This window comes from Maridesulfovibrio sp., assembly GCF_963676065.1.
GTDB lineage: Bacteria > Desulfobacterota > Desulfovibrionia > Desulfovibrionales > Desulfovibrionaceae > Maridesulfovibrio.
Genome location: NZ_OY780933.1, coordinates 999,278 through 1,013,473 on the forward strand (window position 1 = coordinate 999,278; position 14,196 = coordinate 1,013,473).

Annotated in this window: 13 protein-coding genes; 11 read left to right on the forward strand and 2 right to left on the reverse strand. The window is 46.0% G+C overall.

The window, feature by feature from the left end; all coding sequences use genetic code 11:
• The first annotated feature begins 30 nt into the window (after positions 1 to 30).
• From ACKU35_RS04465 to cysC, 8 genes are all read left to right on the forward strand, one after another.
• Positions 31 to 513, forward strand: coding sequence for a TlpA disulfide reductase family protein (locus ACKU35_RS04465; RefSeq protein ID WP_319763543.1), 483 nt, complete (start codon positions 31 to 33; stop codon positions 511 to 513).
• A gap of 6 nt (positions 514 to 519) precedes the next feature.
• The gene (locus ACKU35_RS04470; RefSeq protein ID WP_319763545.1) at positions 520 to 981 is read left to right on the forward strand and encodes an N-acetyltransferase; all 462 of its coding nucleotides are present in this window, start codon (positions 520 to 522) and stop codon (positions 979 to 981) included.
• A gap of 14 nt (positions 982 to 995) precedes the next feature.
• The gene (gene hpt / locus ACKU35_RS04475) at positions 996 to 1,520 is read left to right on the forward strand and encodes a hypoxanthine phosphoribosyltransferase (protein WP_319763548.1); all 525 of its coding nucleotides are present in this window, start codon (positions 996 to 998) and stop codon (positions 1,518 to 1,520) included.
• Between the two features lie 76 nt (positions 1,521 to 1,596).
• On the forward strand, positions 1,597 to 3,039 hold the full coding sequence (locus tag ACKU35_RS04480; protein WP_319763550.1) for a DUF3426 domain-containing protein: 1,443 nt from the start codon (positions 1,597 to 1,599) through the stop codon (positions 3,037 to 3,039).
• 318 nt (positions 3,040 to 3,357) lie between these two features.
• Positions 3,358 to 4,677, forward strand: a complete 1,320-nt coding sequence (gene radA / locus ACKU35_RS04485; RefSeq protein ID WP_319763552.1) for a DNA repair protein RadA — start codon at positions 3,358 to 3,360, stop codon at positions 4,675 to 4,677.
• A gap of 120 nt (positions 4,678 to 4,797) precedes the next feature.
• The gene (wecB, locus tag ACKU35_RS04490; protein WP_319763554.1) at positions 4,798 to 5,895 is read left to right on the forward strand and encodes a non-hydrolyzing UDP-N-acetylglucosamine 2-epimerase; all 1,098 of its coding nucleotides are present in this window, start codon (positions 4,798 to 4,800) and stop codon (positions 5,893 to 5,895) included.
• Between the two features lie 127 nt (positions 5,896 to 6,022).
• Positions 6,023 to 7,669, forward strand: coding sequence for a mechanosensitive ion channel domain-containing protein (locus tag ACKU35_RS04495; protein WP_319763556.1), 1,647 nt, complete (start codon positions 6,023 to 6,025; stop codon positions 7,667 to 7,669).
• A 71-nt stretch (positions 7,670 to 7,740) separates the two neighbouring features.
• On the forward strand, positions 7,741 to 8,343 hold the full coding sequence (gene cysC / locus ACKU35_RS04500) for an adenylyl-sulfate kinase (RefSeq protein ID WP_319763558.1): 603 nt from the start codon (positions 7,741 to 7,743) through the stop codon (positions 8,341 to 8,343).
• A 65-nt stretch (positions 8,344 to 8,408) separates the two neighbouring features.
• Here the strand turns inward: cysC and ACKU35_RS04505 are convergent, their stop codons facing one another.
• Positions 8,409 to 9,383, reverse strand: coding sequence for a ketoacyl-ACP synthase III (locus ACKU35_RS04505; protein ID WP_319763560.1), 975 nt, complete (start codon positions 9,381 to 9,383; stop codon positions 8,409 to 8,411).
• A gap of 220 nt (positions 9,384 to 9,603) precedes the next feature.
• Entirely contained in the window at positions 9,604 to 10,104 is a 501-nt protein-coding gene (locus ACKU35_RS04510; RefSeq protein ID WP_319763562.1) for a hypothetical protein, read from the reverse strand.
• Positions 10,105 to 10,457: 353 nt separating this feature from the next.
• Between ACKU35_RS04510 and ACKU35_RS04515 the strand changes: the two genes are divergently transcribed.
• From ACKU35_RS04515 to gspD, 3 genes are all read left to right on the forward strand, one after another.
• Positions 10,458 to 11,489 carry a glycosyltransferase family 9 protein gene (locus ACKU35_RS04515; RefSeq protein WP_319763564.1) on the forward strand — a complete coding sequence of 344 codons (1,032 nt, stop codon included), beginning with the start codon at positions 10,458 to 10,460 and terminating at the stop codon, positions 11,487 to 11,489.
• 77 nt (positions 11,490 to 11,566) lie between these two features.
• Positions 11,567 to 12,019 (forward strand): JDVT-CTERM system glutamic-type intramembrane protease MrtJ, encoded by a 453-nt coding sequence (mrtJ, locus tag ACKU35_RS04520; protein ID WP_319765347.1) that lies wholly within the window; start codon positions 11,567 to 11,569, stop codon positions 12,017 to 12,019.
• Positions 12,020 to 12,166: 147 nt separating this feature from the next.
• Positions 12,167 to 14,185: a type II secretion system secretin GspD gene (gene gspD, locus ACKU35_RS04525; protein WP_319763566.1), complete on the forward strand. Its 2,019-nt coding sequence runs from the start codon at positions 12,167 to 12,169 to the stop codon at positions 14,183 to 14,185.
• Positions 14,186 to 14,196: the final 11 nt, after the last annotated feature.

Consider the following 14,196-nt stretch of genomic DNA (forward strand, 5'->3'; position numbering starts at 1 on the left):
GTCGAAGATGAGTTCCCCTTTGGAGGGCGAATGAAAATATTTAATAAAATAAGTTTATTGGTCGTAATCCTGCTTCTCGTCTGCGGATGCAACAAGACTGAGACCGCGAACGCGGTTGAGACCCTTGATGCTCAGGGTGTTCAGGATATTATCACGAAGAACAGGGGCAAGGTGGTTCTGGTCAATTTCTGGGCCACGTGGTGTCCTCCCTGCCGGGCTGAGATCCCGGAACTGATTAAGCTGCGCAATAATTTTTCTGATGATGAGCTGGTGATAATCGGTGTTTCTGTTGATCAGGACCGTGATGCTCTGGAAAAATTCATGCTTAAGGAAGTAAAGTTCAATTATCCGATTTACTTTGCAGCTGATGATGTGGGACCGTCTTTCAGAATTCAGTCTATTCCCAGAGTCATGCTTTATAATCCTGATGGGGAACGGGTTTTCGATAAGGAAGGAAGTTATCCCGGAGCCATGTTTGAAAGATATATCAAGAAGATGTTAAAGGAACGGTAATCGTAAATGGTGAAAATTAGAAAGGCGATGATGGAGGATGTGAAAAAACTCCATTCTATCATTACACAAAGTACTAAGGATGCCATGGTTTTGCCGCGTCCGTTAAACTCTATATACAGCCACCTGCGTGATTTTTTTGTCGCAGAATCGGACGAGGGCGAGATTCTCGGCTGCTGTGCCCTTGCCATAAGCTGGCATTGTCTGGCAGAAGTCCGGTCTCTGGTGGTTGTTCCTGAAGCACGCGGTTCCAATCTGGGAGCCAAGATGGTGGAAGCATGCGTTCAGGAGGCTCGCGAACTGGGTGTTTGCGATATTTTTGTTTTGACCAATATTGAGAAGTTCTTCGCAAAACTCGGCTTTGAAGAAACGGATAAGAATGTGTTGCCCCAGAAAATCTGGGCCGATTGCATCAACTGCCCCTTGTTTCCCGATTGCGATGAAATTCCAATGACTATGAACCTAAAATAGAAAGGAAAACTGTCATGGGCCATAGCCTTAAAGAAGTTTTTTCTAAAGAAATAATTGCGGAAAGAATTAACGAACTCGGTAAAAATATTTCTGAAACCTACGGTCAGGAGCCGCTGGTATGTGTGTGCGTTCTTAAGGGAGCCTATCTCTTTTTTGCGGACATTACCCGGGCCTTGGCTTCTGATCCTGAGATCGATTTCGTGCGTCTTTCCAGCTACGGAAGCGGTACCAGCCGCACCGGAAATATGAATTTTTCCAAAGATCTTGAGGTTTCAATCGCCGATAAGCATGTGCTTATTGTAGAAGATATTGTCGATACCGGTCATTCCGTGGAATTTCTCAAGCATGTGTTTGAAAAACGTAACCCTTTGAGCGTGAAAACATGTGCCCTGATTGATAAAAGGGAACGTCGCGAGATTGATCTGGAAGTTGAATTTCCCGGTTTTATTCTTAACAGCGGCTTCCTTGTGGGATATGGAATGGACTATGCTGAAAAATACAGGTATTTAAGTGCTGTGTATGAACTTGAGAATGCCTGATTATAAGGTGTGCTTTTTTGAGATTGTTATAAATATAAGTCTGTTAAACTACATTTAATGGCAGGTGGAACGGTCCATGATAATTACGTGTTCAAACTGCGGAACCAAATTCAATTTACCGGAAAGTAAGATTCCGGCTGGCGGAGCTAAGGTCAAATGCTCCAAATGCGGGAATATTTTTAAGGTAACTCCTCCCGCTACGGAGCCTGAGGATGAAGTTGAGTCCATGCTTGATGAGGAACAGCCTAAGTCTGCTCCGGAACCCAAGCCTGCGCCTAAGCCTGAACCCGAGCCTAAGCCTGAACCCGAGCCGGAGCCGGAGCCTGAACCAGAGCCAGAACCCGAACCTGATCTTGATGACGACCTCTTTGACGAGGCCGCTAACGAACTCAGTGAGGATCTGGCCGGTGATGTCGCTGCAGATGCGCCTGCTCAGGAAGTTGTAGAGGACTCTGATGACCTTGAAGATGATCTTTTCGGTTCTGATGACAATTCCTCTGACGCTGAGATAGGTGCCGACCTTTTTGATGATGACGAGGATCTTTTTTCAGAGCCTGCCGCAGCTGAATCCCCTGCGGATGAACCTCCTGCTGAAGAAGATGATTTTGATATCGATGATGAGCTCTTCGGCGACGATGAGCCCGCTTCTGAAGAAGCCGCAGCACCGGAAGAAGATTCAGCGGACAGTGATGATCTCTTTGATGATGACGATCTGTTCAGCGATGACGATGACGGTGCTGATCTTGATGACGATAATCTTTTTGACGATGATGAAGAGATCGAGGAAGACGACGGAACTTTTGAGCAGGAAGATTTCGAGGAAGAAAATCTCGAAGAAGACGATGATTTTTCGGAAGAAGATTTTGACGATGACGGTCTTGCCCTTGATGACGGGGAAATAGCCGGATTTGACCTCGATGATGATCTGGACGCTCTTCCCTCCAAAAAGGGCAAGAAGAAAGGAAAAAAAGGATTAATCATCACTTTGATTCTCCTGATCCTTTTCGCAGGCGGTGCCGGAGCGGCATGGTATTTCAAGCTTTGGGAAAATCTGCCGTTCAGTATTCCCTTCGTTTCTTCCGATGATGCAGGAATTACCGATCAAAACGAGCCGCCGTCCAAAAGGTTCAGCAAGTTTTCATTCAAGGATCTGCGCCAGTTCTATGTAAATAATGATAAGGCGGGACAGCTTTTCATTATCGAAGGTAAGGTTGTCAACAACTTCAACAAACCCAAGGAACTCATTGAAGTCGAAGCACAGCTCTTCGATGACAAAGGACAGGTTCTGGATTCCAAACGTCTGCTCTGTGGAAACACACTTTCCCTGTTCCAGCTGGAAGTGCAGTCCAAAGAAGAAATCGAGGCCGGACTTGGCTCCAAGGTTGGCATACTCTCCAACAACACACTGCTTAAGCCGGGCATGGATACACCTTTCATGGTCGTATTCTTCAAGCCTTCACCCGCAGTTAAAGAGTATGTCATCAACGTTGTAGACGCCAAGAATCCGCCTAAGAAATAGAAAGGCATGCCCCTGGCGGGTTAAACCCTTTTGCAAAAGGGTTTAAGAATCCCGAAACCTTTTAGTAGGTTTTATTTGGGAAGAGCGCGTGAGAGTATGCGTAGTTTAAAGTACATGATGGCGGGAGATATGGCTTTTCAAAGCTGAATCTCCCGCCTTTTTTATGCAAATTTAATTTAGGGCGGTTTGCCTGATAACACTTTGTTTGACGACGTGTGTTTTTCCGGAAGCCATAGCAAAGCCCGATAAAAAGTTTTGAAGGGGGAGTCCAGAGGGGCAAACTTTAGTAAGTTTGCCCCTCTGGCTGCCGGAGGCAAAGTGAAAACTAAAGACGTTTTTGTTTGTACTAATTGCGGTGCGCAGGCTTTGAAGTGGCAGGGACAGTGTCCCCGCTGCGGCGAGTGGAATACTCTGCAGGAGAAGGTTGTGGTGCGGCGCAAGGGCGGGGTCAGCCACGCTCCCGCCAATACACTGGCAGTTTCTCTCGCGGATATCCCCGTGGAACATACCGAGGCGCGTTCTACCGGTTTCAAACCGCTGGATACCGTGCTGGGTAAAGGTTTTGTGCCGGGGGGAGCTGTGCTCGTAGGCGGTGAGCCGGGTATAGGTAAATCCACTTTGCTGCTGCAACTGGCGGCGGAGCAATGCCGTATGGGGAATAAGGCGGTTTATTTTTCCGGCGAGGAATCTCTGGCTCAGATCCGGGGCCGCGCGGACCGTCTAGGCGTGCTGCAATCCGGGCTGCTGGCTGTAGCCTCCACCAATGCCGAAGAGGTTCTTTCCATTCTTGAAGCTCCTGAAAAGCCTGATCTCCTGATTGTTGATTCCGTGCAGACTTTGACTTCCCCCCGCGCGGACGGAATACCGGGCAGTGTTAGTCAGGTGCGGGCTGTTTCTTCTGAATTGGTGGAAGCGGCCAAAAAAACAAATACCACACTGGTTATTGTGGGCCACGTAACCAAGGACGGCCAGATTGCAGGTCCCAAATTACTGGAACACATGGTGGACACGGTCCTTTATCTAGAGGGAGACCGTAAGCACATGATGCGTATAATGCGGGTCCTTAAGAACAGATTTGGTCCCAGTGATGAACTTGTGGTCTTTTCCATGCGGGAAGCCGGTATGGAGATTGTCGAAGATCCGTCCACGCTGTTTCTGGGCGACAGGGATGATTCCTGTTCCGGTGCGGCTGTAGTCATGGCTATGGACGGGCATAAACCCTTTGCCGTTGAAGTGCAGGCCTTGGCTAGCCGTACTGTTTTATCCATTCCGCGCCGTACTGCCCTTGGCTTTGATACCAACAGGCTGAATCTTATTCTGGCTGTGCTGGAAAAACGGTTAAATTTAAACTTGGGTCAACTTGATATTTATGCCAAGATCGGCGGCGGCCTGGCCATGCGTGATCCCGGACTTGATCTGGGCGTGGTGGCATCAGTGCTGTCTTCGTTTTATGACCGGCCTCTTCAACCGGGAGCCGTCTTCTGGGGAGAGGTGGATCTGAACGGACGCATCCGACCTGCATCAGGCGGGGAAACAAGGCTCAAGCAGGCGCAGCGGCTTGGCTACGGGCCTATTTACCAGTCCGAGAGCTGTCGCACTTTGGATGAATTGCAGGCTAAGCTTTTTGGGCCTGAATAGATTTCAGTCTCCATTGGCTTAAACCCTTTTGCAAAAGGGTCTAAGAATCCCAAAAATTTCAGTGTTTTTTATTTGGGATAGCTTGGAGGTCTGTGCGTAATTAAAAATGAGGCATTCATAATGAAAAAAGTATTTCTAGTTGCTGGGGCACGGCCCAATCTGATGAAAGTCGCGCCGATTTTTCGCGCATCCCGTGAGCTTGAGGGGGTTGAATGCCAGATGGTTTATACCGGACAGCATTATGACCGCCAGATGTCACAGGTTTTCTTTGAAGATCTGGATATTCCCAAGCCCAGGTTCAATATGGGCAAATCCACCGGAACTCATGCGGAGCAGACCGGAGCGATAATGATCGCTTTCGAGAAAATGTGCATGGATGAGAAGCCTGATCTGGTTGTGGTGGTCGGTGATGTTAATTCCACGTTGGCCTGCTCGGTGACCGCAAGGAAATTGCACATTCCGGTTGCTCATGTTGAAGCCGGACTGCGCAGCGGTGATATGGATATGCCTGAAGAAATCAACCGCATGGTTACCGATTCCATCAGCAATCTGTTCTTCACCACCGAGGACCATGGTCGTGAAAATCTGCTCCGTGAGGGGAAGAACGCCACCGATATTTTTCATGTGGGCAACGTGATGATCGATAACCTTTTTCATAATGTTCAGCGTCTCGGGCCCGAAGTGACCGCAAATTACCAGAGCCGGGAGTTGAAGGAAAAAGTCGGACGTTATGGGTTCATGACCATGCATCGCCCTTCCAACGTTGATAAGCGTGAAGTTCTGGAAGAGATTGTTGGGGCTTTGAATAAGATTGCCGAGGATTTACCTTTGCTGTTCCCCATCCATCCGCGGACAGAGAAAATGATGAAGCAGTTCGGGATTTCTTTTTCTGAAAATGTACATACATTCCCGCCTCTTTCATTTCGTGAATCTTTATATTTATGGAAAGACGCGCAAGTAGTTATTACAGATAGCGGCGGTCTGCAGGAAGAAACGACAGCGCTGGGTGTGCCCTGCGTGACCGTGAGGAAAAACACAGAACGGCCGGTTACTATTGAGAAAGGTACCAATGTTCTGGCCGGAATTTCCGGTGATAATATTTTGCGTGAAGCCGGAAAGGCCCTTGAAAAGACCGGCAGACCTGCACCGCAGATTGACGGCTGGGACGGTCATGCCTCGGAACGTATCTGGAAAGTCCTGCTGGATTTTCTCGATTAGTGTCTGTTGGAGAAATGTCTTGATTAAACCCGTATCCATTTTTGGGACGGGTTTTCTTGTCTCAAACAATGGAAGTCATATCTAAAATAATGTTAACATGTGATATATATTGAATGAGGGGATATCTATGTATTCAAAATTTAGTGGTTATTTTTTTGTTCTGATATGTTTCATACTGTTGTCCCAGTCTGCTGCTGCCTCAAATATTTTCCCGCTTGAACCGCCGGATACTTCCAGCCCGCAGGCAACACTGTCCAGTTTTATCGATTATACTGACAAGCTCTACGATGCCGCTGTTTCGGCTGAAGGTGATCTTTTCCTTCAGCGGGAGTACCTTCAGCGGGCGGAGCGATGTTTTGATTTCAGCAAGGTACCGCCGACTCTGCTCAAGGATGTCAGCATTGAGTCCGTGTTGCGGCTCCGCGAAATTCTGGACCGGATTGTACTTCCTGATATTGCCGATGTGCCTGATAAACTTGAGGCAAAAAAACATAAAATTCTGCTCTGGAGGATTCCACATACTGAGATAACTATCGGTAGATGTCCGGATGGGCCGCGTATGGGATCTTATCTTATTACGCCGGAAACTGTGCGCAGGCTGGCAGAGTATTACGGTGAGGTGGCCCATTTACCTTATCGCGCTGATAAGGGAGAGAATTATACCGGATTTTATGAGCAGTATATTTATTCTTCCGGCTGGATGATCCCGGATGGCTTTTTGCAAAAACTTCCCGACTGGATGAGGGAAGGGTACTTGGGGCAGGCTGTCTGGCAATGGGTGATGCTGGCGTTATTAATAGTTCTTTGTGGTTTTGGCCTATGGTTAATCTGGCTCTGGCACAGAACATTAAAGGGTAAATCCAGTAAGTGGAGTTGGAGGCTGGAGAGGTTGATTTTCCCTGTATGTGGTATGCTGGTCTGTGTTTTAGCAGAATATATTTCTTCTGATCAGATTAATATTACCGGGGAAGTGCTTTCCTATGTGACCATGATGCTGGAGTTGATTTTTGCGTTGTTCGCATGTGTCGCTATTCTTATCGGCGGAGACGTGCTTATGCGCGGAATTCTGCAAGCTTCGAAAATTAAGGAAGAAGCTCTCGACGCTGATGTGATTAAGCTTGGTTGCAGAATCGTATCCTTTACTCTTGTGTTTGTGCTTTTTTATAATGTCGGCAGTGCATTCGGGGTTCCTGTTACGGCTATTTTCGCTTCCGCAGGTATTGCAGGTATGGCGATAGCTTTGGCCGCCCGTGAAACACTGGCCAACTTTTTCGGTGGTATTTCCATCTTTCTTGACCGTCCGTTCCGGGCAGGCGACTATATTGTGCTGGATAACGGTGACCGTGGAGAAGTAAAGTCCGTTGGTATGCGTAGCACAAAGATTCAAACTCGTGATGATGTTATGATCACCATACCCAACTCGGTTATCACCAACGGTAAAGTCGTGAACCAGAGCAGCCCGCATCCTTCTTTTCGGGTGCGTGTAAAGATCGGTGTGGCTTATGGATCGGATGTTGACCGGGTGGAGGAAATTCTGATGGAGTTGGCTATACAAAACAAACTCGTCATTTCTAATCCGGAACCAAGGGTAAGGTTTCGCTCATTCGGTGATTCCGCACTTGATTTCGAACTGCTTTGTTGGGCTGCCCGCCCGCATGATAGGGGACGGCTGATACATACGCTCTGCCGTGATATTTATAAGCGGTTCAATGACGAAGGTATTGAAATACCTTTTCCGCAACGGGATGTACATCTGCATAAAGCGGAAGAGTGATCATGATTTTTAAGGTTGTCAGTACTGAAGGTTATTTTTAATTATACATCATAATAAAGGTGAAACAATATATGGATAATGAAAAGAAGAATATCAAAAAGTTCAAGGGGCTGGTCTCCCGTTCAGAGAGAGAGCAGCGCAATGGACACAAAGCGGCGGTATTTTGGTTTACCGGACTTTCCGGTTCCGGCAAATCTACAATTGCTCATGCCGTGGAAAAGGAACTTTTTGATAATCTGATGCGGGTGTATGTTTTTGACGGTGATAATGTGCGTCACGGGTTGTGTGCGGATTTAAGTTTCGCTCCAACAGCCCGAACTGAGAATATCCGCCGTATTTCAGAGGTTGCGAAACTTTTTGTTGAGAACAGCACTATTTGTATGTGTGCTTTCATTTCCCCCCTGCGAAGTGACCGTCAGGGGGCTCGTGATATTGTTGGGGATGCTGATTTTTATGAGATTTATATTACTTGCCCTCTTGAGGTCTGCGAGGAACGTGATGTTAAGGGATATTATAAAATGGCCCGTGAAGGTAAAATTAAGAATTATACAGGAATTTCAGCACCGTATGAAACTCCTGAAAAGCCAGACCTAATTGTCGAAACGGACCGGGAATCACTGGAAGAATCTGTGGAGAAGGTAAAGAAATTTATTTTGGAAAAAGTGGAAATTTAAATACCATTTCAGAGGCAGCAAAATAAAAGAGCTCTGCGGATATTGAATTCGCAGAGCTCTTTTATTTAATAGTCAAAAATAGCTCCGGACCAACTAAGTCCGATTCCGAATCCGAAAAGCATTATTTTGTCACCACGATGTATTCTTCCGCTATTTTCAGCCCGCTTAAGTGCGATGGGGATGGTGGAAGAAGTAGTGTTCCCCACCTCATAAAGATCGATAAGCATTTTTTCCTCAGGAATATTCAGTTTGGAAGCAAGGGATTCAAGAACCTTGTTGCTGGCTTGATGGAAGACAAAAAGGTCAATCCCGTCCATTCCGGTTCCTGCCTGCTCAGCCAGCTTTCGTATTTCACTGGGAATTGTTTTGACAGTAAATTGGAACACCTTGAAACCGTCCATTTGCAGGTCCGGTTTTGCTATGGGAGAGTTCGCCTGTTGCCCGGTAACAACACCGATTCCTGAATTCAGGCAGCGTATAGAATCGCTGCGGCTGCCATCAGTTCCGAAAAGAAATGTGGGGGGAACTGTCGGTTTATCGATAATTGTCGCAGCTGATCCGTCAGAAAAAATAAGGAATGATGTCTTGTTTTCAGGGTCAATTGCCTTAGAGTAATTGTCCACGGTTACAAGCAGTACCCGATTTGAAATTCCGGCAGCCATATAACCGTAAGCAATGGAAAGGCCGTAACAGTATCCGCTACATCCCAGACTGATATCAAAGCATTTAGTGGATGTTGGAAGTCCCAGTTCGTGTTGCAGGCAGGCAGAGACATGTGGAAGCAGATTGTCAGGAGTCTGGGTACAGACGATCAGTGTGTCGGGGAGTTCCTGCTCTGATAAATCTTTCAATACTCCGGAGGCTGCTTTTTGGGCGAGCTGTAATGTGGTTTCGTCCGGCGCGGAATGGTGCAGGTAACGCACTCCCGTTTTGGGTAGAGAGTTACGTACATGCCAGTGCGGTTTGGACTTATCCAGTTCATGACAGTCTATAATGTGCTCTGGGAGATGGTATTCTATATTGTTAATAAAGTTGTTCATTGTCTTTGCAACGGTGTTGCAGTCTTTGCCTTCTGGAGAAGGATGTTTAGCATGATGCAGTATTGATAAGACGTATGCCGGGGTGGGACTTAATAGCGGTTATTTACGCGCTATGCAAGCACATGATGCTAAAATAATATACCTTCTTTGGTGTATATAAAACACCCGGTATACTTAGTGTATACCGGGTCTTATGTTTCACTTTGCCTACCTAGCCAGGTTAATTGGTTTCATTGATGGTTTTTATGGCTTGTGGTAGAAATAGACTGAAAATATCGTGCAGACCGGCCATGAGTTTGCCGGCATTGCTTCCGGTATTGAGCATGTCTTTTTTTTGCTTCGAGATGTAGTTTTTAGCGAAAAGGAGTTTGTTGTTTCGGGTGACCATGCCATCAAGACGTACTTTATATTGCATTTCCAATTGGCCGGGACGATCAATGAAAACTTTATTTGCTATTCCGGTGATGATAAACATATCGCCGGCCTCATCCATGGATTCAAAATATTCAACATCCAGACCCTCTGCTTTCAACTGTTCGTAGACAGCCCTGCCCATCCATGTTCCGATTTCCACTGAAGGATAATAGTTAAAAAGCTTGCCCTGACCGATTTTCTTAATTGGTTGGCTCTCGGTAAATTTGACTACCGCGATTTTTGACGTACACGGTGGGAGGTCTATGTCAATCGGAGAATATTCCAATTTTAGGGTAGTCTCTTTCATTTTATCTGCGGAAAACCCTGAGTTCGGATATACTGAAGTTATAAAAAGCAGGGCAATGAAGAGTAATGTGATTTTTTGCATGTTTTCTCCCATCATGGTTTGTAAAGTGGTTGTCAAAATACACTTAGCATTAATCTAATTGATCTGTGTTCTTTTTGTCAAAGTTGATTTTGGAAAAAGGGTTTGCAGAGATTTGACCGGGGGTGGTTTCTGGTTTAACCCCATGCTGGGCGTTGGTTTATGCCGGACGTTATTCCTTGTTTACTTCCTCTGGACTTTGCCGGACGGTTGTGCTTAATTCCGGCTTTTCTAATATCATTTTTGTTTAAAACGAAACTGTGAGCGTCTTTATAGTGAAAGATATTTCGTCCATTAATCCCAAAAAAATTCTTGTATGCCAGCTGCGTCAGATTGGGGATGTTGTGCTAGCTACGCCTTCTGTTTCTCTGCTCCATCGTAGATTCCCTAATGCTGAGATCCATATCCTTACAGAAGATAAATGCACACAGGTTTTTGATAATAATCCTGCTGTAAGCCGTGTCTGGGCCATCAAGAAAAAAGAATTGCGTAACCCAATTAAGGCCTTAAAATTTTATTGGAAAGTCGGGCGCTCCGGGTATGATCTTATTGTCGATTTTCAGCAACTGCCACGCTGCCGCTGGGTTGTGCTGTTCAGTGACGCGCCTGTCAAACTTGCCGAAATGCCACCGTGGTATAACCGCTGGTTGTATACCAACTGGCCTGAGTACATTCCCGGAGGTTATGCCGCCATGTACAAAGCTGGCGTTCTCAAACCGTTGGGAATTGAATGGAATCACGAACGTCCTATCATTTTCATTTCGGATGAAGAGCGTAATGAAGCAAAAGCCTGCCTTGGATCGCTGGGAGTAACAGAGGACGAGCCTTTGATCACCATTGATGCCTCCCACAGAAGGCATACCCGCAAATGGCCGGAGGAGCATTACGGAAAATTGATCCGTTTAATTTCGGAGCAACGACCGCAGTTCAAATTTTTTCTGCTTTACGGTCCCGGTGAAAAAGACGTCGCATTAAATGTAATGAATGAATCCGGTGTTGCCGATAAGTGCGTGATACTGGAGAAACCAGGCTCATTACGACTGATGGCTGCCTTGATTGAAAGGGCGGTTCTTCATATCGGCAATTGTTCCGCGCCGAGGCATTTTGCTGTTGCAGTGGGTACGCAGAGTATCGTTATGCCCGGTTCTTCCGGAAGCTGGGTTTTTCCTTCTCCCGAGCATGAGGAAGTGGTCGCCGGGCTTGAGTGCGAACCTTGCGGTAAAGAGGTCTGTGCCCGCAGTGATCTTGCCTGTTTGACCAAGGTTATGCCGGAAGATGTGCTTTTAAGGGTTTTAGACAGAGTGTAAAGCTGCTACAAGAGGTTGTCTCTTTGTTGGAGACATTTTCAAGTAGTCGGAAAAATACAGCAGGTAGAATAGAATTTATGGTTTATGATTTTATCGTAAACCGAATCTTGAAAGGGATTTGGTATCAGTTCAAATGGGGGGCTATAAGTCTTACTGACCCCATTTTTTATTTGTTCCTTTCTTTGGGCTTCTTCGGCCTTTATGTCCCGGAACCGGATATTGAGCTTTCACTGGGGATCCTTTTTTTAAAAGCTCTGTTTGAAGAGTTCTTTTTCAGGTTTTTGCTGCAGGAGGGGCTAGACCGGCTTCTAAAGTACAGGTGGAAACTTGGACCTCTCAGTCTGGCCAACTTCTTAGCATCTTTGGCTTTTTCATGTATACACTTGATCCATCAGCCTGTTAACTGGGCTTTGCTCACTTTTTTCCCCTCGCTTGCTTTCGGATATATATGGCAAAGATATCGTAGCCTCGTTTCGGTTACAATTCTCCACTTTGCCTACAACGCGTTTTTGTTTTATCAGTTCATGTAGTCCTGCATAGAGGAAAGCTTGACGGGCTTTAACAAGTGTAGGATGTTTAAAGGCATCCTTTTGATCATATAATTCAAATCGTCAACTGGGTTGTTGACGGTTCTTTCGTAGATAAAATGATTCTTACCGGGAACTCCGGCGGAGCTTATGGCGCTGAATATGCTGAAGAATTTTTGTAAATTTGTTGCGGTTGTGGTTTTGGTGCTGGTTCTCACGGCCCCTGTGGCTATGGCCCAGCCCGAAGGCGGCGAAGGTGTTCATGCTAATTTGGAGAGCATTTCTCTTGTAGAATTTATCAAATTCGTCGGGCGCTATACCGGTAGAAATATCGTGTTTCAAAAAGGAGCGTTGCCGAGCTCTCATGTCAGTATTTACGCTGGACAATCACTTACCGAACCTGAACTTATGGCTGTGTTTCAGCAGGTTTTGACCGGAGCTGGATTTCACGCCGTAACAAGAGATAATGTTACTTATGTTTTGCCGTTGCGCGATGCCAAATTAATTTCCCCAGATATAAAATCTACTCCTTCGAATGGTGATCAGGAAGAAATTATTACTTCTGTGTTTCAGCTTGATGGTAAAATGGATCCTGCAAAAGTACAGACTGTCCTAGCGCAAGTGGCATCACAGATAGGTAAGGTTACTTCGGTGCCTATGGCTGATGCGGTTTTGGTTCGTGACTTACAGGGCAATGTGAATAAGATGAAAAAGTTGCTGGCAATTCTGGGAAAAGCCGGTGCCAAGCAGGAAACTAAGTTGATTGAGCTGGAAAAGACCAGTGCTAAAACCGTTGCTGCCAAGTTGTCTTCTTTTTATAAAAAATTATCCTCTTCCGGAAAAACCGGAACGCCTCCAATAATTGAGGCCCTGGAATGGGCCAACAGTATGCTTGTTTCAGGATCAAGGGATCAGATTGAAACGATCAGTAACCTCGTTTCTAATCTTGACCGCTCTAATGATTCATATTCTAAAATGAAAATTTACCGGTTGCACAACATTGAAGCTATTGTTGCCGGTGATGTGCTACAGAGCCTTGTGTCCGGGGGAGGCATCTCTTCCACTGGAGCGTCCAAAGGAGCAGAGACAGGAACAAAGTCAAGTTCAGGTAAGGGTACTGCATCACAATCTAAATTGGGCTCCGGAGACACTGGCGATGTGCAGGTTTCTGCCGATCAGACAACTAATACTCTGATTGTTATGGCTCCAACTGATCAATTGCCTCAGATTGATAAGTTGGTAGACCAGTTGGATCAGGCACAGGATCAGGTTTATATTGAAGCACTTGTCCTCGAAACCTCACTGGACAATTCAAAGGAATTCGGAGTTGAATGGCAGGGTGGTATTGACATGGGAGGAAGTGTAGCGACTTTGGGGTACACCAAAACTTCAAATAGTAAGTTATCTACATATGCATCTAATCCTTCCAGTGTGCCGGGCGGTTATTCCATGGGGGTCCTGGGGGATACGATCTCCTATGCAGGAAAGAGTTTCCCCACTATAGGGGCTTTGGTCAATTTTACAAAAGGAGCTACTGACTTTAACCTTATTTCTGCTCCCCAGATCATGACGCTGGATAATGCAGAAGCAGAAATTTTTGTTGGACAGAATCGGCCTTATAAATCTGGTGAAAGTTCAACCAGCGGAGATGCTCTTGTTTCGACTTATTCTTATAAGGATGTCGGGATCAAACTCAAAATTACTCCTAGAATCAATCGCGAAGACGGATTGGTCAAGCTCAAGGTTTATCAGACATACAATACTGTTTCCGAGGCAAGCACAAACGAATTGCCAATTACTAATGATCGTACAACCGATACGACCGTCCTTCTTGCTGATGGTTCTACTATGGTCATTGGCGGTTTGATCCGCTCAGAACAGACCCGATCTGAGTCGGGAGTCCCATATCTTTCTGATTTGCCTTTATTGGGTTGGCTTTTTAAAACCACCAGTGACAGCGGTAAAAAGAATACTCTGATGGTTTTTATCTCAGCGCGCATTATTCAAACTACCGAACAGCTTGAAGCTTTAAGTAAGGCAAAAATGGACAAGTACCGCAAGCAGCGGAAGCGGTTTGAAACATTTATTGATCAGGAATTCAATACATATAAAAACGATTCTGAAGGATCAGATGCAAACAATGTTACTTCTGCCGCTTCTGACGGTTAATAGGGGTACCA

Coding starts and splice junctions, on each gene's coding strand:
- cysC (WP_319763558.1), top strand. CDS start 7,741: ATGGATAATGAAAAGAAGAATATCAAAAAGTTCAAGGGGCTGGTCTCC.
- hpt (WP_319763548.1), top strand. CDS start 996: ATGGGCCATAGCCTTAAAGAAGTTTTTTCTAAAGAAATAATTGCGGAA.
- ACKU35_RS04510 (WP_319763562.1), bottom strand. CDS start 10,104: ATGAAAGAGACTACCCTAAAATTGGAATATTCTCCGATTGACATAGAC.
- ACKU35_RS04505 (WP_319763560.1), bottom strand. CDS start 9,383: ATGAACAACTTTATTAACAATATAGAATACCATCTCCCAGAGCACATT.
- ACKU35_RS04495 (WP_319763556.1), top strand. CDS start 6,023: ATGTATTCAAAATTTAGTGGTTATTTTTTTGTTCTGATATGTTTCATA.
- mrtJ (WP_319765347.1), top strand. CDS start 11,567: ATGGTTTATGATTTTATCGTAAACCGAATCTTGAAAGGGATTTGGTAT.
- ACKU35_RS04465 (WP_319763543.1), top strand. CDS start 31: ATGAAAATATTTAATAAAATAAGTTTATTGGTCGTAATCCTGCTTCTC.
- wecB (WP_319763554.1), top strand. CDS start 4,798: ATGAAAAAAGTATTTCTAGTTGCTGGGGCACGGCCCAATCTGATGAAA.
- gspD (WP_319763566.1), top strand. CDS start 12,167: ATGGCGCTGAATATGCTGAAGAATTTTTGTAAATTTGTTGCGGTTGTG.
- ACKU35_RS04470 (WP_319763545.1), top strand. CDS start 520: ATGGTGAAAATTAGAAAGGCGATGATGGAGGATGTGAAAAAACTCCAT.
- ACKU35_RS04480 (WP_319763550.1), top strand. CDS start 1,597: ATGATAATTACGTGTTCAAACTGCGGAACCAAATTCAATTTACCGGAA.